Origin of the sequence: Jiella flava, assembly GCF_017349315.1 — a bacterium.
Lineage (GTDB): Bacteria > Pseudomonadota > Alphaproteobacteria > Rhizobiales > Rhizobiaceae > Jiella > Jiella flava.
Genome location: NZ_JAFMPP010000005.1, coordinates 172,998 through 193,723, shown reverse-complemented (window position 1 = coordinate 193,723; position 20,726 = coordinate 172,998). Strand labels below are relative to the sequence as shown.

Annotated in this window: 15 protein-coding genes; 8 read left to right on the top strand and 7 right to left on the bottom strand. The window is 62.6% G+C overall.

Annotated elements, in window-relative coordinates:
- The first annotated feature begins 157 nt into the window (after positions 1-157).
- Positions 158-1,612, top strand: coding sequence for an aminotransferase-like domain-containing protein (locus J1C48_RS08110; RefSeq protein ID WP_343217687.1), 1,455 nt, complete (start codon positions 158-160; stop codon positions 1,610-1,612).
- Between the two features lie 105 nt (positions 1,613-1,717).
- Here the strand turns inward: J1C48_RS08110 and J1C48_RS08105 are convergent, their stop codons facing one another.
- The 5 genes from J1C48_RS08105 to J1C48_RS08085 all read right to left on the bottom strand — a co-directional run bounded on the left by J1C48_RS08105 (position 1,718) and on the right by J1C48_RS08085 (position 6,570).
- The gene (locus tag J1C48_RS08105) at positions 1,718-3,262 is read right to left on the bottom strand and encodes an aldehyde dehydrogenase family protein (RefSeq protein WP_207257318.1); all 1,545 of its coding nucleotides are present in this window, start codon (positions 3,260-3,262) and stop codon (positions 1,718-1,720) included.
- Positions 3,259-4,167 (bottom strand): NAD(P)-dependent oxidoreductase, encoded by a 909-nt coding sequence (locus tag J1C48_RS08100; RefSeq protein WP_207257317.1) that lies wholly within the window; start codon positions 4,165-4,167, stop codon positions 3,259-3,261. The genes J1C48_RS08105 and J1C48_RS08100 overlap by 4 nt, the downstream gene beginning before the upstream one ends.
- Before the next feature lie 87 nt (positions 4,168-4,254).
- A complete protein-coding gene (locus J1C48_RS08095; protein ID WP_231081874.1) occupies positions 4,255-5,199 on the bottom strand; it encodes a LysR family transcriptional regulator in 945 nt (314 codons plus the stop codon).
- Between the two features lie 25 nt (positions 5,200-5,224).
- Positions 5,225-5,743, bottom strand: coding sequence for a hypothetical protein (locus J1C48_RS08090; protein WP_231081873.1), 519 nt, complete (start codon positions 5,741-5,743; stop codon positions 5,225-5,227).
- Complete coding sequence (locus tag J1C48_RS08085; RefSeq protein WP_207257316.1) at positions 5,740-6,570, bottom strand: DUF3100 domain-containing protein; 831 nt, start codon at positions 6,568-6,570, stop codon at positions 5,740-5,742. Before J1C48_RS08085 ends, J1C48_RS08090 begins: the two co-directional genes overlap by 4 nt.
- A gap of 694 nt (positions 6,571-7,264) precedes the next feature.
- Here J1C48_RS08085 and J1C48_RS08080 point away from each other — a divergent pair.
- The 5 genes from J1C48_RS08080 (at position 7,265) to J1C48_RS08060 (ending at position 15,867) form a co-directional block, all read left to right on the top strand.
- Positions 7,265-8,428, top strand: coding sequence for a hypothetical protein (locus J1C48_RS08080; RefSeq protein WP_207257315.1), 1,164 nt, complete (start codon positions 7,265-7,267; stop codon positions 8,426-8,428).
- Between the two features lie 184 nt (positions 8,429-8,612).
- Positions 8,613-9,125: a crossover junction endodeoxyribonuclease RuvC gene (gene ruvC / locus J1C48_RS08075; RefSeq protein WP_207257384.1), complete on the top strand. Its 513-nt coding sequence runs from the start codon at positions 8,613-8,615 to the stop codon at positions 9,123-9,125.
- 226 nt (positions 9,126-9,351) lie between these two features.
- Complete coding sequence (gene lepA / locus J1C48_RS08070) at positions 9,352-11,163, top strand: translation elongation factor 4 (protein WP_207257314.1); 1,812 nt, start codon at positions 9,352-9,354, stop codon at positions 11,161-11,163.
- A 411-nt stretch (positions 11,164-11,574) separates the two neighbouring features.
- Complete coding sequence (locus J1C48_RS18910) at positions 11,575-13,422, top strand: GSCFA domain-containing protein (protein ID WP_246753839.1); 1,848 nt, start codon at positions 11,575-11,577, stop codon at positions 13,420-13,422.
- 456 nt (positions 13,423-13,878) lie between these two features.
- A complete protein-coding gene (locus tag J1C48_RS08060) occupies positions 13,879-15,867 on the top strand; it encodes a GSCFA domain-containing protein (RefSeq protein ID WP_231081726.1) in 1,989 nt (662 codons plus the stop codon).
- 46 nt (positions 15,868-15,913) lie between these two features.
- Here J1C48_RS08060 and J1C48_RS08055 read toward each other — a convergent pair whose 3' ends face one another.
- Positions 15,914-17,140 carry a hypothetical protein gene (locus tag J1C48_RS08055; RefSeq protein WP_207257313.1) on the bottom strand — a complete coding sequence of 409 codons (1,227 nt, stop codon included), beginning with the start codon at positions 17,138-17,140 and terminating at the stop codon, positions 15,914-15,916.
- A 231-nt stretch (positions 17,141-17,371) separates the two neighbouring features.
- Positions 17,372-17,806, bottom strand: coding sequence for a MarR family winged helix-turn-helix transcriptional regulator (locus J1C48_RS08050; RefSeq protein ID WP_207257312.1), 435 nt, complete (start codon positions 17,804-17,806; stop codon positions 17,372-17,374).
- A 482-nt stretch (positions 17,807-18,288) separates the two neighbouring features.
- Between J1C48_RS08050 and J1C48_RS08045 the strand changes: the two genes are divergently transcribed.
- Together J1C48_RS08045 and J1C48_RS08040 are read left to right on the top strand one after the other, a co-directional pair.
- Positions 18,289-19,326, top strand: coding sequence for a substrate-binding domain-containing protein (locus tag J1C48_RS08045; protein WP_207257311.1), 1,038 nt, complete (start codon positions 18,289-18,291; stop codon positions 19,324-19,326).
- 96 nt (positions 19,327-19,422) lie between these two features.
- Entirely contained in the window at positions 19,423-20,664 is a 1,242-nt protein-coding gene (locus J1C48_RS08040) for an urea ABC transporter substrate-binding protein (protein WP_207257310.1), read from the top strand.
- The last annotated feature ends 62 nt before the right edge of the window (positions 20,665-20,726 follow it).

Genomic DNA, 20,726 nt, shown 5'->3' with positions numbered 1-20,726 from the left:
ACAGACCCTTGCCCCGATCATTGCAAGGTACGGGCCAATTGGCCATGTACGCAAAACCAAGACAATCAGGCAAATTTTTTACGATGAGCCTATGCTGATGGATGATAATCGGACAATATGCCAAAGAATTGACCCATGATCCCCATCCTCCGTGACAATGACCATGACAATTCAGAAGCCTTCTCAGTCCTCGACGGGATTGGCGCCGGAGCGATTGGACTGGACCGCGCCGATCGCCGCAATGGCCGGCCCACGTTATCTGGCGATCGTCAAGGCAATCGATCTCGCGCTGGACAACGGCAGCCTGAAGCCCGGCGATCGGCTCCCGGCGCAGCGCGATCTCGCACGGCACCTGGCAGTCAACATCGGCACCGTTGGGCGCGCCTATTCCACCATGCAGGCAGCGGGCTTGATCTCCGCCGAGGTCGGACGGGGCAGCTTCATCAAACATAGCGAGGCGTCGGACGGACCGCGCTCGCTGTGGGATCACTCCCATCGCGCCCCGTTCGTCGATCTGTCGCACAGCTTTCCCGACCAGGCGCCCGTGCACCCAGCGGCGGCGGATATCATGCAAGATTGGGGCGGCGCGATCGACGTTCCGTCGCTGCTTGCCCGACAGATTGACGCCGGATTGCCGGCGCACCGCACCATCGGCGCCGCGTGGCTCAATCGCTTCGGCCTCAACTACACGGCGGACGATGTCATGATCAGCTGTGGCGGCCAGCATGGCCTCGTTCTTGCGATGGCGGCTCTCAGCCGGCCGGGCGACATCGTGATGACCGAGGAGCTCGCCTTCTACGGGCTGAAATCGGCGGCCAGCATGATGGGACGGGCGCTGGTCGGCATCCGCATGGACCGCGAAGGTCTCATGCCCGATCATCTGGACACGCTATGCCGCCGGACCGGTGCGAAGGTGCTGTTCTGTACGCCGACGCTGCACAACCCGACAACGGCCGTCATGTCGCTGTCCCGTCGGCATGAAATCCTTGAAATCTGTCGCCGCCACGACGTGATGATCGTCGAGGACGATGTCTGGAACTTTATGCTGGATGAGCCCGCAACCCCGTTCGCCGCGCTCGATCCGGAACGCAGCGTCTACGTCACCAGTTTTTCGAAGATCATCGGACCCGGTCTGCGTGTCGGGCTGTTGGGTATGCCGCGCTCAGCCGCCCACGCCCTCGGCGTCGCCTTGCGCGCGACCACGTTGATGGCCTCGGCGATTGCCGCCGAGCATGTCGCGCGGCTGCTTGCCTCTGCGTCGATCGACCGGGTGATCGCTGCCGTCCGCGACGAGGCGCGCGCGCGCCAGGCCCTTGTTGCCGACATCATTCCCGCCACGAGCCTGATCACCCGGCGCGAAGCCCTCTACGCGACCCTGAAACTGCCTGTCGGATGGACGTCCAGCGCCTTCACCAAGGCGGCGGAGGACCGGGGTGTCGGCGTGATTCCGCTGGCGGTTTTCGAGGTCTCGTCGCTCGATCCCGGCGATGCGGTGCGGATCTGCCTCAACGGCGCCGCCGACCGGGCGACCCTGGAGCGAGCGTTGCACACACTGGAACGCCTGCGCCAGCAGCAGCCGTCGCGCGAGTCCCGGCACAAGGTTGCAGTCTGAGCCGCCTTTCGCCCGCCTTCTCCGCAAAGGGTGCGCAGACGCCGATCTGTCGGGCCACTCTGTCTGCCGGTCGCCGGCGGCAGGCAGACAGAGTGGCCCTATTGATCACGACGGTCCGCCGTAGCCGAAGGCAAAAGAGGGCTGCCTGGCGGTTTCCACCCAGACGCTCTTGGTCTGGGTGTAGGCCATCAGCGCCTCCTGGCCGCTGGAGCGCCCGTAACCGCTCCGACCAAACCCGCCAAATGGCGACATCACGTTGATGGTCTTGTAGCTGTTGATCCAGAAAGTGCCGGCCCGCACGCCAGCGGCGACGCGATGGGCTCGCCCGACATCGGATGTCCATACGGCGCCAGCCAGACCATAGGGCGTGCTGTTCGCCAAGGCCACCGCCTCGTCCTCGTCGTCAAACGGTATGACCGTCACCACCGGACCGAAGACCTCGCTGGTCGCAATGCGCGCGTCGGGCGACACCCCGTCGACAATCGTCGGGGCGTAATAGAAGCCCCCCGTCGCCTCAAGGTGCTGCGGCCGGCATCCGCCGGCGACGATCGTTCCGCCTTCGGCCCTGCTGCCCTGAACGAGTTCGTCGATCTTTTGCCACTGCCGCCGATTGTTGATGGGGCCGACATGCGTCGACTCATCCATCGGCGAGCCGACGGCAATGCGCGCGGCCGCGTGGGCGTATTTCTCCAAGAAGCGCTTGTGCAGAGACCGCTGGACGAGCAAACGCGATCCGGCCACGCAGCTTTGCCCCGCCGCCCCGAAGATTGCGGCCTGCGCGCCCATCACGGCACGATCGAGTTCAGCGTCGTCGAACACAATGTTCCCGGACTTGCCGCCAAGCTCCAGAATGCAGGGCGTCACGTTCAATGCCGCATCCGCCGCGATCGCCGAACCGGCCGCCTCGGAACCGACAAAGACCACCAGAGCGGTTTTGCGATGGCGCACCGCGGCCCGGCCGGAGGTTAAGCCGGCACCCGCGACGACGTTGACGAGCCCTTTCGGAATGCCGGCCGCCTCGCACAGAACGGCGAGCACGATCGTCGAAAGAGGCGTCAGCTCGGACGGCTTGATGACGACGCCGTTGCCGGCGGCGATCGCCGGCGCGATTTGCCAACCGGCGGTGAAAAGCGGCGCGTTCCATGGCGTGATCTGGACGACGACGCCAAGAGGCTCGCGGCGGGTGTAGTTCATGTGGCTCGAGGGAACCGGAATGACCTCGCCGTGAAGCTTGTCGCACCAGCCGCCATAGTAGTCGAACATGTCGGCGACACGCCCCGCTTCACCGCGCACGTCCCGAATCGGCCGGCCAGCCGAGCGGCATTCGAGTTCGGCGATCTCGGCGGCGTGTTCGCGCAGACGGCGCGCTACGGCGAACATTGCCCGGCCCCGATCCGACGCCGTCATTGCCATCCATTCGGCACGCGCGGCCTCGGCGGCGCTCATCGCCTCATCGACCACCGGCGCGCCAGCATCGCGGTAGGATGCAAAGACCTGTCCGCTGGAGGGATCGGTGAGTTCAAGCGTTTCGCCGGTGCCCTCGATCATGCGTCCGTCGACGAAACTTCCGATGATCGCCTGTGGCAAAAAGCTCTTCAAAAGATCGGCGATCCGGGCTCCTTGTCCGGCACTGGTGCTGTCAATCGTCATTTGGCGCTCTCCTCTTGCGCAGTCGCCGCACCGCGAAAATCACCCATCCGGGTAAAATCGATCTCGTCGGTCAGGCCCGGCTCGTCCGTCCACATCCGCGCCACCTCTTGCGCCAAGGGGAGGTCGGCTGCCGCCGCCTCGGCCATTTTCAAGGCAAGACCAATGTCCTTGCGCATCAATGCGGTCGAAAAGCCGCTGTCGAATGTCGCCGGCATGACCCAGGTGGGGAAATGAATCTTGCTGAGGACGCTGCCGCCCGAGGCGCTGTTGAGAACCTTAAGCACCGAGGCGGCATCAACGCCGGCCGCCTCGGCAAGGCGCAGCCCCTCCCGCGTCGTGATCATATGCGCCGCGACGAGGAGATTGTTGACCAGCTTGGCGACGTTTCCCGCTCCGCTCGGCCCGACATGGAGCACGCTTGCGCACAGACTGTCGATGATCGCTCGCGCCACGTCGAGATCCTCGGCGCGGCCGCCGATCATCATCGTCAGCTTGCCTGAAGCGGCTCCCGCCGGTCCGCCGCTGACCGGAGCGTCCAGGAAGCCATGGCCAAGATCCGCCAGCACGGCGGACAGCTCCCGGCTCGTCTCTGGATCCGAGGTCGAGGTGTCGACAATCACGATCTTTCCGCCCGCCGCCCTCTTCAAGCGGGAAAGATTGTCCTTCACCAGCCGTGAGACGATCGCCCCGTTCGGAAGCGAAAGCACAATACATCGGCTTGCCTCAAAGATCGCGCCGACATCGGCCACAACTGTGATGCCGGCCTCTTTGGCAAGGGCACGGCGCGCCTCGCCGATGTCGTGGGCGATGATCTCGCAGCCGGCGGCATGAAGCGACGTCGCCATCCCGATGCCCATGCTGCCCAGGCCGACGATCCCGATCGGACCGTCCGATTGTGTTGTCATATCTGTCTCCGAAAGCTTTCGTTGAGCGCCAGAAAGACCGGCTGGTGCCGACAAATTCGCAATCGCCGGGCCGCCGAAAGGTCGGCATCAGGCGAAAGGCCCGGTGCGGGCCGGCCGGTCCGACGGGATGAAGGCCGACATTGTCGCGGCCAGGGTTTCGATCAGCGCCGCCACCGAGCCGGGCAGCCGGCGATGGGCGCGGACCATGAGATGGGCATTGGCCTGCGACAGCAGCGGATCATCAAGCTCCCGCAATCCGACGGTGCCGGCCATCGCCTCGTGGGAGACCGCGAAGCGCGGCAGAAATGTCACCCCCATGCCGGCGACGACGAACTGACGAAGGGCGTCGATGGACCGCGTCTCGAGCACCGGAACGATCGGCCGCCCCGACGCCAGGGTGACCTGCCCCAGCAACTGACGGATCCCGTGCCCCTTCGACAGCATCGCGCAGGGAAGATCGACGCAATCGGCGAGGGCGACGGGCGCGCGATCGAGGATTTCATGGCCGTGAGGCGCGACCACGCAAAGCGGCTGGCGAGCCATGGCGAGAACGCGGATGCGCGCGTCCTCGATGGGATTGTAGACGATGCCGACATCCGCCTCCCCCGCGATCACCGCGGCGGTGATCGCCTCGGTGCTTCCCGTCGTCACCACATGCCTGATCGCCGGATTCGTCGCCTTAAAGGCTTGCAGTCCGGTGCCGACGAAATCGGCGACGAAGCCCTCCCCGCAGGCGGTGTGCACGGTGGCGACATCGATCGATTTCAGCCGCGCGATCTGCTCGTCAAGCAACTGGAGATCGGTGAGGATCCGCCGCGCATGCTCCAAGACGAATTCACCGCTTTCGGTGAGCGAGACGCCGGTGGTGCTGCGATCGAGAAGCGGGACGCCGAGCTGGTATTCGAGTTCAGCAACGTGGCGACTGACGGCTGACGGCGCGATCGCAAGAAGCTCCGCGCCGCCGCGGATGGATCCGCTTTTCGCGACGGCGACAAAGCTGCGGAGCGCCTTGTTGTCCAACATCGGCTTCATGTCAGCGACGCCAATTGAGCCGACATCAGCCGGTGATGCTGAGAACCAGTTGTGCAATCACGGCGGAACCGAGATAGGTGCCGAGCATCACGCAAATGGCGACGAGCACGATTTTCCAGCCGGAGCTTCGGGCGATCGCGAACTCTTTGCTGGTCAGAGCGAGGCCGCCATAGGCGAGCGCCGGCGTTGCCAACGACAAAAAATCCAGCTTGCCGACCGCGCCGACCACATAGGCCGAGCCCGGCACACCCGGAATGGTCAGAAGGATCGCGATGAGCGAGACCCACGCGACGCTCGGCAGGCCGAGGCCGACATAGCGCGCAAGCGCCAGCCCGCCGACGGATGTAGCGTAAAGAATGGCCATCCCCGCAAGGGCGTCCAGCGGCGTGATGCCGTGACCGACCCAGTTGGAAATTAAGCCGATGATGCACGCGATGAGCAGCAGCAGGGCGTCGCGAGAGATGTCGCTCGTGCCCTCTTCCTTCAGGTCGATGTCGGGCCCGTCGGCAGCCAGGCGGGTCGGGGCGTTGTGGCCGTCGCTCATTTCGCCGCTCCTTTCACGAGATCGCCCGACGCCGTGCCGGGACGCGATGTCTTGTAGAGCCATTCGGTCAGCGGAAGCGCCAGGAAGACCGCGGCATAAAGACCGGTGGCATAGGTGAGGATGTTGCTGGCGGCCGCCAGTGCCAAGATCGCCTCCTTCTGATCGGGAACCACGCCAACGAGACCGCCGGTGCAGGCGGCCAGCATGCTGCCGGAACCGACGCCGCAGGACATGGCCAGGGCCCGCACATCGAACAGCCCCAAGGAATGGATGAGAGGCGGCAGCAAGGCGAAGACGAAGGTGCCGATCAAGGTGCCGGTGGCGTAGACGCCCATGGCGCCAGCGCCCTCGGGGCTGTTCAGCCCGTATTTGTCAGCGATCACGGCCAGATTGGGCTCGCGATCGATGGAGTAGCTTGCGCCGATCGCTTCTCGCCCCATCCCGAAGACGAAGACCGCGAGAGGAAAGGCAATGAAGATCGTGCCGAGATTGCCAAGCTCCTGAAGGATCAACGCCGGCCCGGCGGCGGCGACCTCTGCGATCTTCGGTCCGACGGTGGTTCCAAATTTGGCGATGAACGGCATGATCGCAATCGTGATCATGGTTCCGGCGAGCTTCGTCCCCGGCGCCTTCAGCAATTTTCCGGTCGCCTTGAAGATCGCCGGATTGATGGCGATCCCCATCGCGAAAGCGTAAAGGATCGGCAGAAGGATCACTGCGCCGAAGCCAATCGGAATTTTGAGGATGCCGATTGCCTCGGCAATCATGACGATCACGACGACGAGCGCGTGAAGCACGAGATGCTGGAACGGAAGAGTTCTGTGCATTCCACAATCCTTTTGCACCGCACAAAAATGCGCCAGTTGATCGTATCGCCGCCATTTTGATCAGCCTGCGCAAGACGTCGCGTTCTGACAAGCGGCAAAATTTGCAACTTGCGTTCTGATTTTGAGAACACGAAGGCCGCGGCGGCGGTCACGGCCAGACGCTTACGCGTCGCTGGCAGGATTGTCCGCCGCTTGTGTCGCCTTCTGCCTGACCCGGCTTGTTACCCGCAGTCCGACCAAGGGCGTCAACCGTCACGGCGCCACCGCACGCCAAATCCTGAAGACCCCCCCCCGGAAACGCCATGTTGGCCCTCATCCCAAAGGCGCGAGAGGAACACGTCATGTCCTCCGCAGCGGCAGACGCCAAACCCCCGATGGAGACCGCGGAACAAAAGCAGAATACTTCGTCTATTTTTCCAATTATATCAAATATATATCACAAAATTCCGCAAGGATTTTCAATCTACAACTTGACCGACAGATCAGAATCAATGACAATCCTCGATTATCACAGACCAATCGTTATCTCAGAGAGATTTGATCCGCTGAAAATTCCTATCAGACTCTACGGAATATCATGAAATCGTTGATAAAATTATCGTTTAAAATCCAGATTCCGCTTTGTCCCACTCGGCATCTCAGCAGCGTCAAACGGCCGGCCGTCGAAAAATTTAACTTCGCACTGGAGAGATGAATGGTCCATCATCTCGTCATCCACATCGGGGATGCGAAATGCGGCAGCACATCCATTCAAACGTCGCTCTATGACCACGCACACGAGCTTGCAGCGAAGGATATCCTCTATCGTGCCCATCGCCGCGGCGGCGGTCACAGTCGATCGATCGTCCTGATCGGAGAAACAATCGGAAAGCTGGACTCCGAGGATCTCAAACCGAGCCAGTTCGCATTGATGGCGGACATCCAACGCGAGTCCCCGAAATTCGGCCGTGCAATCCTTTCGGCCGAGACGTTCATCCGATCGGATCCGTCGCGCGTACTCGACCTGTTTCTAGACGCCATGCCGAGCGTGAAGCGGATCGACGTCATCGCCTATGTCCGACCGCCCGTCTCCAGATATCTGTCGGCCCAGCAACAGCGCCTGAAGACGGTTCACACCGTTGAGCCTCCCAGCCGCCCGAACAGGGATACTTTGAGCATGCTTCAAGCGTGGCAGAGGGAAGCGCGCGTCGCCTCGCTCGATGTTCGCCTCTTTGACCCCTCCCGCTTTCCCGATCACAGCGTTGTCCGCGATTTCGAGACGGTGATCCGCGATTTGTTCGACCTCGACGGGCTGACGCTGCCGAACAATCGCGACAACACCTCCCTGTCCGCCGAGCAAATCATGGTCCTCCAAAAGATCAATCGAGATTCGGCGAAAAATCCCCAGCATTTCTCCGATGCACGCGGCCATTTATTCAATTTCTTTGTCAATTTGAATCAGCCAGTATTATTTGGAACCAAACCGAAATTATGTGCCGAGGCTGCCGCGCTTGCGGCACATGCCAGCCGCGATTATGTGAAACAAATGAATTTGGCATTTCCAGACCTGAAGATGCCAGACCAGAGCATGGCGGACGCCCCGCAGATTCAAAAAGACTGGTCGAATATCGGCGACATCTTTGCGAGCGCCGACAAATCGCTTGTCGAAGACATCGCCCTGCTTGTCCCGGAGTGGAATGCCAGGCTGCGCGACGGCTGTTTGCAGACGGTCCAAGCGCCCCTGTCTCGCATTTCGAAAGCGCATCCGCTCGGCGAAGACCATGCCTTTCGCCTGATTGCCGGATACTGGGCCAAGCGAGGCTGTAAGGCCGCCGGCGACGCGCTGCTGACAAGCCGAAAGGGCCCCCTGCAGTCGTAGAACAAGGTCCATCAGATCGCACCGCCTTCTTCGGCTTCACGAGCAAGCCAAGCATCAGCGAAACGGCGTCGACACGTCCCGCCTCGTGCATCCCTTCAGACGCATCGCCCCATTTCCCTTTTGTTCACGTTTCGTCTGTCCAATCGGCGACGATTCGGGTAGAGAGAGGCTGGTACAGATGCTGATGGAGGTTCCGATCCGCATCATCGGGATTGATCCGGGGTTGCGCCGCACCGGCTGGGGGATCGTCGAGACCCTCGGCAATTCGCTACGCTTCGTCGCCAGCGGCACCGTGACCTCCGATGCCAAGGCCGACCTCGCCTCACGCCTTTGCCAACTGCATGAGGGCCTCTCGGCGGTCATCCATGGCCATCGGCCGGACGAAGCCGCTGTCGAACAGACCTTCGTCAACAAGGACGCGGTGGCCACGCTGAAACTCGGCCAGGCCCGCGGGATCGCGCTTCTGGTGCCGGCGCTCGCCGGCCTGCCGGTCGCCGAATATGCGCCGAACGCGGTGAAGAAGGCGGTGATCGGCGTCGGCCACGGCGAAAAGAAGCAGATCCATATGATGGTCAAGGTGCTGATGCCGAAGGCGCATTTCGAAACGGACGACGCCGCCGACGCGCTGGCCATTGCCATCTGCCACACCCATCACCGCCAGTCGGCAACGGCCCGCGCAGCGCTTGCCGTGCGCTGAGCCGGGCGCGGCGATCAAGCCGTATCGCGGCCGCCGGCGCACCTCCAGCGGCAATCCACGGCCTTCATCGTCCGTCTCAGCCACCGGTCGAATGCGCCCGCCCCGTCATTTTGTGCAGTGACCGGGCACCCGGCGGTCAAATTTTGCGGCAAAATCTCCCCCCTAACGCGAATTCTGACGCTTCCAAGACAGGTTAACTCTCTTTATATCGCGGACCATGAGCACCATGCCCGCAAACACGCCGCTTTCGCGCATCCGCAACTTCTCGATCGTCGCCCATATCGACCACGGGAAGTCGACCCTTGCCGACCGCCTGATCCAGAACACCGGGGGCCTCGACACCCGCGAAATGAAGGATCAGGTGCTCGACTCGATGGATATCGAGCGCGAGCGCGGCATCACCATCAAGGCCCAGACCGTCCGCCTGCACTACGTCGCCAGGGACGGTGAAACTTACGTTCTCAACCTGATCGACACGCCCGGCCATGTCGACTTCGCCTATGAGGTGTCGCGCTCGCTGTCGGCCTGCGAGGGCGCGCTGCTCGTCGTCGACGCCGCCCAGGGCGTCGAGGCACAGACCCTCGCCAATGTCTATCTCGCCCTCGACAACGATCTCGAGATCGTGCCGGTTCTGAATAAGATCGACCTGCCAGCGGCCGAGCCCGACAAGGTCAAGGAGCAGATCGAGGAGGTGATCGGCCTCGACGCCTCCGAGGCGGTGATGATTTCCGCCAAATCCGGCCTTGGCATCGATGACGTCCTCGAAGCGATCGTCACCCGCCTGCCGGCCCCGAAGGAGGGCGACCGCGCCGCGCCGTTGAAGGCGATGCTGGTCGACAGCTGGTACGACGCCTATCTCGGCGTCATCGTCCTGGTGCGGATCATCGACGGCGAATTGAAAAAGGGCCAGACCATCCGCATGATGGGCACGGACGCCAAATATCCGGTGGACCGGGTCGGCGTCTTCACCCCCAAGATGGTCCAGGTCGAAGCGCTCGGTCCGGGCGAGCTCGGCTTCATCACCGCTTCGATCAAGGAGGTTGCCGACACCCGCGTCGGCGACACCATCACCGAGGACAAGCGGCAGACCGCCGCGATGCTGCCGGGCTTCAAGCCGGCTCAGCCGGTGGTGTTCTGTGGCCTCTTCCCGGTCGATGCGGCCGATTTCGACGATCTGCGCGCCGCCATGGGCAAGCTCCGGCTGAATGACGCGAGCTTCTCCTTCGAGATGGAATCCTCGGCCGCCCTCGGCTTCGGCTTTCGCTGCGGCTTTCTCGGCCTCCTCCATCTGGAAATCATCCAGGAGCGGCTGTCGCGCGAGTTCGACCTCGACCTGATCGCCACCGCCCCCTCGGTGGTCTACGATATTCGCCTCACCGACGGCACGGTGACCCAGCTGCACAATCCGGCCGACATGCCGGACGTGGTGCGGATCGATCATATCGAAGAGCCGTGGATCAAGGCGACGATTCTGACGCCCGACGACTATCTTGGCAACATTTTGCAGCTCTGCCAGGAGCGGCGCGGTGTGCAAACCGATCTCTCCTATGTCGGCAAGCGGGCGATGGTCGCCTATGAGCTGCCGCTCAACGAAGTGGTGTTCGATTTTTACGATCGGCTGAAATCGATCTCCAAGGGCTATGCCAGTTTCGACTATCAGATGACGGACTATCGCGAGGGCGACCTCGTGAAGATGAGCATCCTCGTCAATGCCGAGCCGGTCGACGCCCTGTCGATGCTGGTCCACCGCTCGCAGGCGGAGCGGCGCGGCCGGGCGATGTGCGAAAAGCTGAAAGAGCTGATTCCCCAGCACCTCTTCAAAATCCCGATCCAAGCGGCGATCGGCGGCAAGGTGATCGCCCGCGAAACCATTTCGGCGTTGCGTAAGGACGTCACCGCCAAGTGCTACGGCGGCGACGCGACGCGCAAACGCAAACTTCTGGAAAAACAGAAGGAAGGCAAAAAGCGCATGCGCCAGTTCGGCAAGGTCGAAATCCCCCAGGAAGCCTTCATCGCCGCCCTGAAAATGGATAGCTGAAAGGGGCGATGGCGTGCGGCCGCAACGCCGCACGATGCCAGGCGCAGCGGGCCTTTTCAGATCCGCTCGGGATTAATTCGCCGCCCTCTGTATTAAGGTACGATCAACAATTCCGAGAATCCGACCGACCTTCGAAGCGGAAACAAGACCGCTTGGCGGCACAGCCCGTGCGTCCAAATGGCCAAATGAGGTGGGTTCCCCGCGCGATCCTAAATCGACTATAATAGAAGGATTGCCTCGCGAGATTGGAAGCATATCCAGACGTGATGCCCTAAATTCTGTGGAAATTGGCAGCTATCGACATTTAATAAGGCGAGAGAAATAAATATCGATGCAAATGATTATAGATTTTAAGCAGTAAAAAAATTAAGGAGCTGCGAGAAAATATCCCGAAAAATCAAGAGATAAAATATGCAGGGTGGAAATATACTGGTTGTTGGCGATAGCCATATCTACGCGATCCGCGCCGCGCTCGAAAATCACCAGAATGTCGTAAACGGCGTCAGTTTCACGCTGATGGGACCGGTCAAGCCGGATAGCAGCACGGCAGGCGACCATGTCGCGGTGGAAGATATTCGCAAAGCCATTGCGCGCTTGACCCCGATCGATGCGCTCGTCCTCGCCCTGCGTGGCAACCACTATAACTCACTCGCCCTGATGCAGCATCCGCGCCCCTTCGACGTCCAGGTTCCGGACATGGCGCAAGCGCCGGCCGACCAATCGTCCGAGATCCTTCCCTCGTCGATGATATATTCCTACCTGCGCGACCTTCTGCGACAAGGATACGGTCGATTGATGCAGGATCTCGCGACGCGCAGCCAAGCCCCGACATTCTGCCTGGCAGCGCCGGCGCCGAAGGCGAACGAGGACCATATTCTGCGCGGCGCCGAGCCGTCGTTCCGTGAGGCCGGCATCGAGAATGTCGGCGTGACGCCGGCGCCGGTGCGGCTCAAGTTGTGGGAGTTGCAACAGCGGACCCTCGCCGAGTTCTGCGCGGAGATCGGCGTCAAGTTCCTGCCCAATCCGGAGGGTACGCGAAATGCAGACGGGTTTCTGGCACCGATCTACTACGCGCCCGACGCCAGCCATGCCAATGCAGGCTATGGCGCTTTCGTCATTCAGCAGCTGCTCGCCGAGTTGAACGCAATCGCATGCTCCCAAAGGGAACTGATGACCAAGACGGACCATCCCTATCGCCATCTTCCCGACACCGCCTTCTGGAAGCGGTCCGTCGCCAAGCCGGCTGCGAGCGAGGTTGATCCCGTCACCGGCTTCGATCTCAAGATCGGGCCGCAGACCCGGGTCGCCACCGCCGGCAGCTGCTTTGCCCAGCATATCGCCCGGCATCTGCAGAAGTCCGGCTTCCTCTACTACGTCGCCGAAGACGGCCATCCGATCATTCCCGAGCCCATCCGCAGGGCCAACAATTACGGCACCTTCTCGGCGCGATACGGCAATGTCTACACCGCCCGCCAGCTCCGCCAGCTGATCGAACGGGCGGAAGGGGCGTTCACCCCCAGCGAGGCCCCCTGGATCGATCCCGACGGCACCGTCCGCGATCCGTTCCGCCCCGCCATCCAGCCCGGCAATTTCGTCTCCGTCGAGGAGATGCTGGCCGATCGCGCCCAGCACCTGGCGATCGTGCGCGCGATGTTCCAATCCCTCGACGTCTTCGTCTTCACCCTCGGCCTGACCGAGTGCTGGCGCTCAAAGGCCGACGGCGCCGTCTTCCCGCTCTGCCCGGGCGTCGAGGGCGGAACCTTCGACCCCGAGCGCTACGAATTCTACAACCAGCCGGTCGCCGATGTCGTCGCCGACATGGAGGCGGTCATCGCCTATCTGAAACGGGTCAACCCCAAGGCCGAGATCGTTCTCACCGTCTCGCCGGTGCCGCTGATGGCGACCGCGGCGCCCGATCAGCACGTGCTGTCGGCCACCACCTATTCCAAATCGGTCCTGCGCGTCGCCGCCCAGACCCTCGACCAGGGCCACGCCAACGTCCACTATTTCCCGTCCTACGAGATCATCACCGGCGCCTTCAATCGCGGCGCCTACTATGCCGAGGATCTGCGCAACGTCACCGAGAACGGCGTGTCGCATGTCATGCGCCTGTTCCTGAAACACGCCACCGACACCCGCGCTCAAAACGCCCCGGTTCAGGCGCCGCCGCAGGACAAAGACGACGCCAACGAAGCCTTCAAGCGCGCCGCCGAAAAATTCGTCGAGGTCGAATGCGAGGAAGCCGCCCTCGATCGGTGAAACGAGGGCATGGGGACGTTGCTGGTCGACACGGCATGCTCGCCGAAGGCGGCTCGTTGCGAGAAGACCGCTTTACCCGCGAGCCGTTTTGCCCATGATCTGATGGCCGTGCTCAGGGACGAGCGACGCCGGGCGAGGACCGCGCCGAATCTCGAAGCTTGGCTTGTCATGTTTCCTCACAGCCCAAAGGCCCGGACGTTGCTGTCTTCCGGCTCGAACATCAGCCCAAAACTCGATGCAAGGCAAAATGCGAGGGCATCCGCTCAGCGCTCATTCAGACGTGCGGCACTGGCAATAAAGGCATGCTTGAACAATTGCAGTGATCGTTTCACCGCCGACATACAGTCCCGCAGCAGACATCATCCAACCGAAAATCTGCGGAATCGAAATATGACCGGCTACGGTTCGACGGCTCTGAATCGTGAGACCCGCGGGGTCGGAAAATCAAGGAAGACCATGCAGGGCAAAAACATTCTGATCGTTGGCGATAGCCATATCTACGCGATCCGCGCTGCGCTCAGAAATCACCAGAATGTCGTGAACGGTACCAAGTTCACACTGATGCGACCCGCCAGGTCAGACAAGGCCTTTATGGATGAATATGTCGCGGTGGAAGATATTCGCAAAGCCATTGGGCGCTTGACCCCGGCCGATGCACTCGTCCTCGCCCTACGTGGCAATCAATATAATACGATCGGCCTGATGCAGCATCCGCGCGCCTTCGACATCCAGGTTCCCGGCATGGCGCAAGCGCCGACCGACCAATCGTCCGAGATCCTCCCTTCGTCGATGATATATTCCTACCTGCGCGACCTTCTGCGGCAGGGATATTATGGCGAGCTGATGCAGAGTTTCATCCAGCATTCTCGGGCCCCGACATTCTGCCTGGCAGCGCCGGCGCCGAAGGCGGACGAGGACCATATCCTGCGCGGTGCCGAGACACCGTTCCGCGAGGCCGGCATCGAGAATGTCGGCGTGACGCCGGCGCCGGTGCGGCTCAAGTTGTGGGAGTTGCAACAGCGGACCCTCACCGAATTTTGCGCGGAGATCGGCGTCAAGTTCCTGCCCAATCCGGAGGGTACGCGAAATGCGGACGGGTTTCTGGAGCCGGCCTATTACGGCCGAGACTCCAGCCACGCAAATGTCGCCTACGGTGGTCTCGTGGTCGAGCAGCTGTTGGCGGAATCGAGCGCAACAGTTCCTGTTCGGCCCCAAAGAGGCGCAAGATTCCGACGGGTTTCTGGCGCCGGGTTGTTACGGGTCGGACGCCAGCTAAGCCAATGCAGGCTATGGCGCTTTCGTCATTCAGCAGCTGCTCGCCGAGTTGAACGCAATCACGAATTCAAAGGATTCGCCATAGCCAAGACGGACCATCCCTATCGCCATCTTCCCGATACCGCCTTCTGGAAGCGGTCCGTCGCCAAGCCGGCCGCGAGCGAGGTTGATCCCGTCACCGGCTTCGATCTCAAGATCGGGCCGCAGACCCGGGTCGCCACCGCCGGCAGCTGCTTTGCCCAGCATATCGCCCGGCATCTGCAGAAGTCCGGCTTCCTCTACTACGTCGCCGAAGACGGCCATCCGATCATTCCCGAGCCCATCCGCAGGGCCAACAATTACGGCACCTTCTCGGCGCGATACGGCAATGTCTACACCGCCCGCCAGCTCCGCCAGCTGATCGAACGGGCGGAAGGGGAGTTCACCCCCAGCGAGGCCGCATGGATCGATCCCGACGGCACCGTCCGCGATCCGTTCCGCCCCGCCATCCAGCCCGGCAATTTCGTCTCCGTCGAGGAGATGATGGCCGATCGCGCCCAGCATCTGGCGATCGTGCGCGCGATGTTCCAATCCCTCGACGTCTTCGTCTTCACCCTCGGCCTGACCGAATGCTGGCGCTCAAAGGCCGATGGCGCCGTCTTCCCGCTCTGCCCGGGCGTCGAGGGCGGAACCTTCGACCCCGAGCGCTACGAATTCTACAACCAGCCGGTCGCCGATGTCGTCGCCGACATGGAGGCGGTCATCGCCTATCTGAAGCGGGTCAACCCCAAGGCCGAGATCGTTCTCACCGTCTCGCCGGTGCCGCTGATGGCGACCGCGGCGCCCGATCAGCACGTGCTGTCGGCCACCACCTATTCCAAATCGGTGCTGCGCGTCGCCGCCCAGACCCTCGACGAGGGCCACGCCAACGTCCACTATTTCCCGTCCTACGAGATCATCACCGGCGCCTTCAATCGCGGCGCCTACTATGCCGGGGATCTGCGCAACGTCACCGAGAACGGCGTGTCGCATGTCATGCGCCTGTTCCTGAAACACGCCACCGACACCCGCGCTCAAAACGCCCCGGTTCAGGCGCCGCCGCAGAACCAAGGCGACGCCAACGAAGCCTTCAAGCGCGCCGCCGAAAAATTCGTCGAGGTCGAATGTGAGGAAGCCGCCCTCGATCGGTGACAAAAACGCGGCGGCCCTCCCTGAGGCCGCGACATCGCTCTCGGCATCACCCTGACGGAATGCCAAGCACCGTCACCGCCAGGCAGAAGAGCGCGGCGACGCTGAAGAGGGCGAGGCGCGTCGTCCGGTGCGCGGCACGGCGATCGCACCAGACCAACGTCACGGCGACGCCGCACTGGACGCAGTAGAACAGCGCGAAGGCCTGGGAGGCGAGGGTCACCAGCCGGAAGACGTCCGTGCCCCAAGTTACCGCAATGGCGACGCCGGCAATCAGCGGATAGGTGACGTGCGAGGTGAGCCGGCCGCTGGTGATGCCCTCGATCAGCCCGGCGCCGCCGACGGAATCGGCCACCGAGGCGCTGAACTGGCTCGCCACCGCGCTGACGACGAGAAGCAACGGCAGGATCGGCGCGACATGGGAGACGAGGCCGACAATCGCCGCCACCCCCTCGTCCTCGCCAAGATCGCCGAACAGCGTGGTGACCAAAGCGAAGAAGACCAGATAGACCGCCCCGGCGATCAGCTGGGCGTTGCGCATGGTGCCAATGCGGGTGGGCGCGTCAAATTCGTCGCCCATAAAGCGCGAGGTTTCAAAGCCTTGGACGACGATCAACAGGCCGAGCACCATGCGCAGCGTATCGAAACTCGGCTGCGGTGCGCCGCCGGTCAGATGCCAGGTCCCGGCAAGAAGCGCCGCGCCATTGTCGAAGGCGAGGCCGGCGAGCAGTGCCGCGATCACCGCGAGATTGAGGCCGACGGTATATTCCTCGATATTTTCGAGCATGCCGAGCCCTTTGACGAGGCCGAGAATGCCGAGCGAGCCCAGAATCGCGGTGGCGACCAGCTTGGCGCCGAAAGCGCTTTCGATGCCGACGCCCTTCAAGAGAAAGTTGCCGAGCAGCACGAGATAATAGGCGACCGAGACGAAATAGGCGAAGGCGAGGACGAAATGCGACAGCCGTTCGAGCCCGACCGTCAGGCGAAACGGGGCTGCCTTGGCCGGGTCCGCCAAAAGCGGCTCGACATGGGCGATGTTGAAGCGCAGCACCGCGCCGATGCCGAAGGAGGCGGCGATCAGCCCGGCCATGGCGACGATCGCGAAATCGCCGACCGACCGGGCGAGCAGCGGCACCGAAACCAGAAAGCCGCTGCCGATGATCGAGGCGAGCGGCGTCACCGTGGCGCGCCAGCGGGTTGATGCGCGCAGCGTCGGGGCGAGCAGGATTGCCGCCGCGGCGATCGCGACCAGGACGACGAGGATGTTCACGGTCACGCTCTGTCGTCCCTCCCGGTCCCGCCGGTCGCCGCCCGCAAAGGATGTGCGATTTCGTCAGGCGACCGTCTTAGCGTGCCGCGCATCCGACAGGACGCATAAAGGACGCGCGATCTTCCTGATTCTAAGCATCGTGCTGTCCCAAAATCGATTCCGATTTTCGGGCCGATGCTGCAATCCGCAGACAGCACCAGCGTCCACTCTCGATCGCTCTGCCCCACCAGTACCCGCTCAGGTCTTACGATCGAGCAGGCCGGCCAGCAGCGCGGTCAGTTGACTTGCCTCGCTTGGGCTGAGGCCGTCAATCACCTGTCGACGTTCGGTTTCGACCGCCGGCAGAAGCGTTGCGAAATGCTCCCGGCCGCGTTCGGACAGAAACACCAGCACCCGGCGGCGGTCCCTTGGGTCCGGCGCGCGATAGACCAGGGCATTGGCAACCATCCGGTCGACGATCTTGGTGAGAGTCGGCAGATCGACGAAGACTGACGGGGCCAGCTCGCCCATCGACTGGCCGTCCTGCCGGGTCAGGGCTTCGAGCACCCGATACTGCTCGATCCGCACGCCAGCCGGCTTCAGCCGCATCTCGACGGCGAGGTCGAGCCGACGATTGACGCCAGCAATGAGTTCGGAAAGGCCGATCAGGCCGGTCCCGGACGAGCCATTCATGGGAGATCTCCAGAATACTAGAATTTTCATATATTCAGCGCGCGCGGGTTTTGCAATTTCGAATTGTCGTCGCGGGACGCAATTTATGTGACTGTCGCCAATTGCCCACAGCCGCCGGCGGGCCGGGCTTTGCGCCACGAGCCGACCGGTTGCAGGCGCCGGCCGGAAGCCGCGCATCAAATTGCAACAGTCGATGAAACTGCTCATACTTTGTTCAATTTGCTCGCATTGGCGCAGCGTCAGGCGAGCGCACCGGCAAAGCCGCTGTGTAAAGCCGGCGATTCGCAACTGGCATGAGATATGCGTCGCCATCGGCGACGACCGTGTCGCGTCGGTCCGGCGTCTGGGGCCCTTCCCACCGCGAAGTGCGGCGGCCTCGGTCCGCGGGCCAGCCGCGATTGGCAGACCGCGAGATCCGGGCGACGCAACGATCGAGCTTTGTCAGGCGTCCCTTCGGACGCACGGGTGCCTTGGAGTTTCGCATGAGACGCATCGGCCTGTTGCTTCCACAAAGCGGTCCATCCGGGATCTGGGCGCCCTCGGCTGAAGCCTGCGCAACGCTCGCAATCGAGGAGATCAACGCCCAATGCGGCCTGCTCGGCGGCGATGTCGACCTTCTCGTCATCGATGCCGGCGAAAGTGCGATGAGCGCAGCCGAGGCGGTGGATTTTTCCATCGATGTCGACGAGATCGACGCGTTGATCGGCATGATGCCGAGCTACCAGCGGGCCGCCGCCTCCTCGGCCATCGGCGGTCGGGTGCCATTCATCTACACGCCGCAATTTGAGGGGTTGGAGCGCGATCGGGCGATCGTCACCGTCGGCGAGACCTCGCGCGAGCTGCTTGAGCCCGGCATCGACTGGCTGTTCGAGAATCGCGGGGCGGAGCGCTACTTCCTCGTCGGCAACGACTATGTCTGGCCACGCGAGACGCTGGCGACAGCGCGCCGGCTGATCGGCGAACGCGGCGGCTCGGTCGTCGGCGAGCGGCTAGTGCCGTTCGGCTACGAGGATTACGACCGGCTGTTCGGCGAGATTACCGCCAGCCAGGCGGATGTGGTGGTGCCCTATTTTCTCGGCGCGGAGGCGGTGTCGTTCAACCGCAGCTTCGCCGAGGCGGGTCTGGCGGCCAAGGTGCTGCGGTTTTCCTCGGCCATCGACGAGACGGTCATCTTCGGCATCGGCGCCGAGGCGACGGAAAATCTCTATGTCAGCTCCGGCTATTTCGGCGTCTTGGATTCGCGCAACAACCGCTCCTTCCTGGAACGCTATCACGCCCGCTTCGGCGACAACCCGCCGCCCTCCAACGCCTTCGGTCAGTCCTGTTACGAGGGCATCTACTGCCTGTTGGCCTTGGCTGAGGCCGCCGGCGACCTCGCGGTGCCGGCCGTCATCGACCGGCTCGGCCGCGCCTGCCAGCGCAACACCGCTCGCGGCTTCGATACGCCAACGGTCGCCGGCGAGCGCCAGCCGATCCACTTGGCCGCCGTCGACGGGCTCGACATCACGCTTCTGCGTTAAACGCTCATTGCATCGCAAAAACTATTTGCTTTTTCAAATTATGTGATTTCAAATAACCCCGCCTATCGCCGCTCTCGGGTCAACAAGGGGTCCGCAATGACGATTTCTCGCCGCAGCTTTCTGAAGACGACGATGACCGCCTCGGCGGCGCTTGCCGCGCCCGCCATCTCGACGCGCTATGCTTTCGGCAGCGAGGATCCGATCAAAGTCGGCAGCCTGCTCGATCAGTCGGGCGCGATCGCCTCGTCGGGCGTGACCATGGTGACGGCGATGCAGCAGGGGATCGCCGAGATCAACGCCGCCGGCGGCCTGCTCGGACGGCCGCTCAAACTGTTCCAGTACGACACCCAGTCGAACATCCAGCTTTATTCGCAATATGCCCAGCAGCTGGCCCTGAAGGACCGGGTCGACGTCGTCCATGGCGGCATCACCTCGGCCTCGCGCGAGGCGATCCGGCCGACCTTCGACCGCTTCCGGGTGCTGTATTTCTACAACGTCCTTTATGAGGGTGGGGTCTGCGACCGCGACACCTTCTGCACCGGCACCACGCCGGCTCAGACGGTTGAAAAGCTCGTGCCCTACGCGATGAAGAAGAGCGGCAAGAAGGCCTATATCCTTGCCGCCGACTACAATTACGGTCAGATCACCGCCAAGTGGATGACCAAATATATGCGCGACAATGGCGGCGAGGTGCTGTCGGTCGACTTCTTCCCGCTCGACGTCACCAATTTCGGCCCGACGATCTCGAAGATCCAGGCAGCCAAGCCGGATCTGATCCTGTCGGCCCTCGTCGGTGGCAATCATGTCTCCTTCTACCGCCAGTGGGAGGCCGCCGGCATGAAGGACCAGATCCCGATCGCCTCGACCACCTTCGGCCTCGTCAACGAACCCTCGACGGTCGACGCCAAGGTCAGCGAGGGGATCTATGGCTGCTACGGCTATTTCGAAGAACTCGAAACGCCGGAGAGCAAAGATTTCGTCGACAAGCTGAAAAAGCGCTGGCCGCAGATCCCCTATATCAGCGAGCTGACGGCGGCGACCTATGAAGGCCTCTATCTATGGGCCGAGGGCGTCAAGAAGGCCGGCTCGATCGACCGGATGAAGGTGATCGAGGCGCTGGAGAGCGGCATCTCGTTCAAGGGGCCGAGCGGCGAGGTGAAGCTCGATCCGGACACCCACCATACCATCCGCAACGCCTATCTCGCCCAGGTCCACGACCGAAAATGGAACGTCCTTGAGACTTTCAAGGCGGTGCCGCCGTCGGACACCGCGAGCGTCTGCAACCTCATCAAAAATCCGCGGGACAATCAGCAATACGTCATCGACATCAAGGCCTGACGGACGGGGGCGGTCGGATCGGCCGCCCTCACCCGCCCTTCGTACTCGATCGGATCAGACCG

What these genes read in the sequence shown, in the direction of transcription:
- lepA (WP_207257314.1), top strand. Translation starts at nt 9,352, where the DNA reads ATGCCCGCAAACACGCCGCTTTCGCGCATCCGCAACTTCTCGATCGTC.
- J1C48_RS08050 (WP_207257312.1), bottom strand. Translation starts at nt 17,806, where the DNA reads ATGAATGGCTCGTCCGGGACCGGCCTGATCGGCCTTTCCGAACTCATT.
- J1C48_RS08105 (WP_207257318.1), bottom strand. Translation starts at nt 3,262, where the DNA reads ATGACGATTGACAGCACCAGTGCCGGACAAGGAGCCCGGATCGCCGAT.
- J1C48_RS08060 (WP_231081726.1), top strand. Translation starts at nt 13,879, where the DNA reads ATGCAGGGCAAAAACATTCTGATCGTTGGCGATAGCCATATCTACGCG.
- J1C48_RS08045 (WP_207257311.1), top strand. Translation starts at nt 18,289, where the DNA reads ATGAGACGCATCGGCCTGTTGCTTCCACAAAGCGGTCCATCCGGGATC.
- J1C48_RS08110 (WP_343217687.1), top strand. Translation starts at nt 158, where the DNA reads ATGACCATGACAATTCAGAAGCCTTCTCAGTCCTCGACGGGATTGGCG.
- J1C48_RS08095 (WP_231081874.1), bottom strand. Translation starts at nt 5,199, where the DNA reads ATGAAGCCGATGTTGGACAACAAGGCGCTCCGCAGCTTTGTCGCCGTC.
- J1C48_RS08085 (WP_207257316.1), bottom strand. Translation starts at nt 6,570, where the DNA reads ATGCACAGAACTCTTCCGTTCCAGCATCTCGTGCTTCACGCGCTCGTC.
- J1C48_RS08080 (WP_207257315.1), top strand. Translation starts at nt 7,265, where the DNA reads ATGGTCCATCATCTCGTCATCCACATCGGGGATGCGAAATGCGGCAGC.
- J1C48_RS08040 (WP_207257310.1), top strand. Translation starts at nt 19,423, where the DNA reads ATGACGATTTCTCGCCGCAGCTTTCTGAAGACGACGATGACCGCCTCG.
- ruvC (WP_207257384.1), top strand. Translation starts at nt 8,613, where the DNA reads ATGGAGGTTCCGATCCGCATCATCGGGATTGATCCGGGGTTGCGCCGC.
- J1C48_RS18910 (WP_246753839.1), top strand. Translation starts at nt 11,575, where the DNA reads ATGCAGGGTGGAAATATACTGGTTGTTGGCGATAGCCATATCTACGCG.
- J1C48_RS08100 (WP_207257317.1), bottom strand. Translation starts at nt 4,167, where the DNA reads ATGACAACACAATCGGACGGTCCGATCGGGATCGTCGGCCTGGGCAGC.
- J1C48_RS08090 (WP_231081873.1), bottom strand. Translation starts at nt 5,743, where the DNA reads ATGAGCGACGGCCACAACGCCCCGACCCGCCTGGCTGCCGACGGGCCC.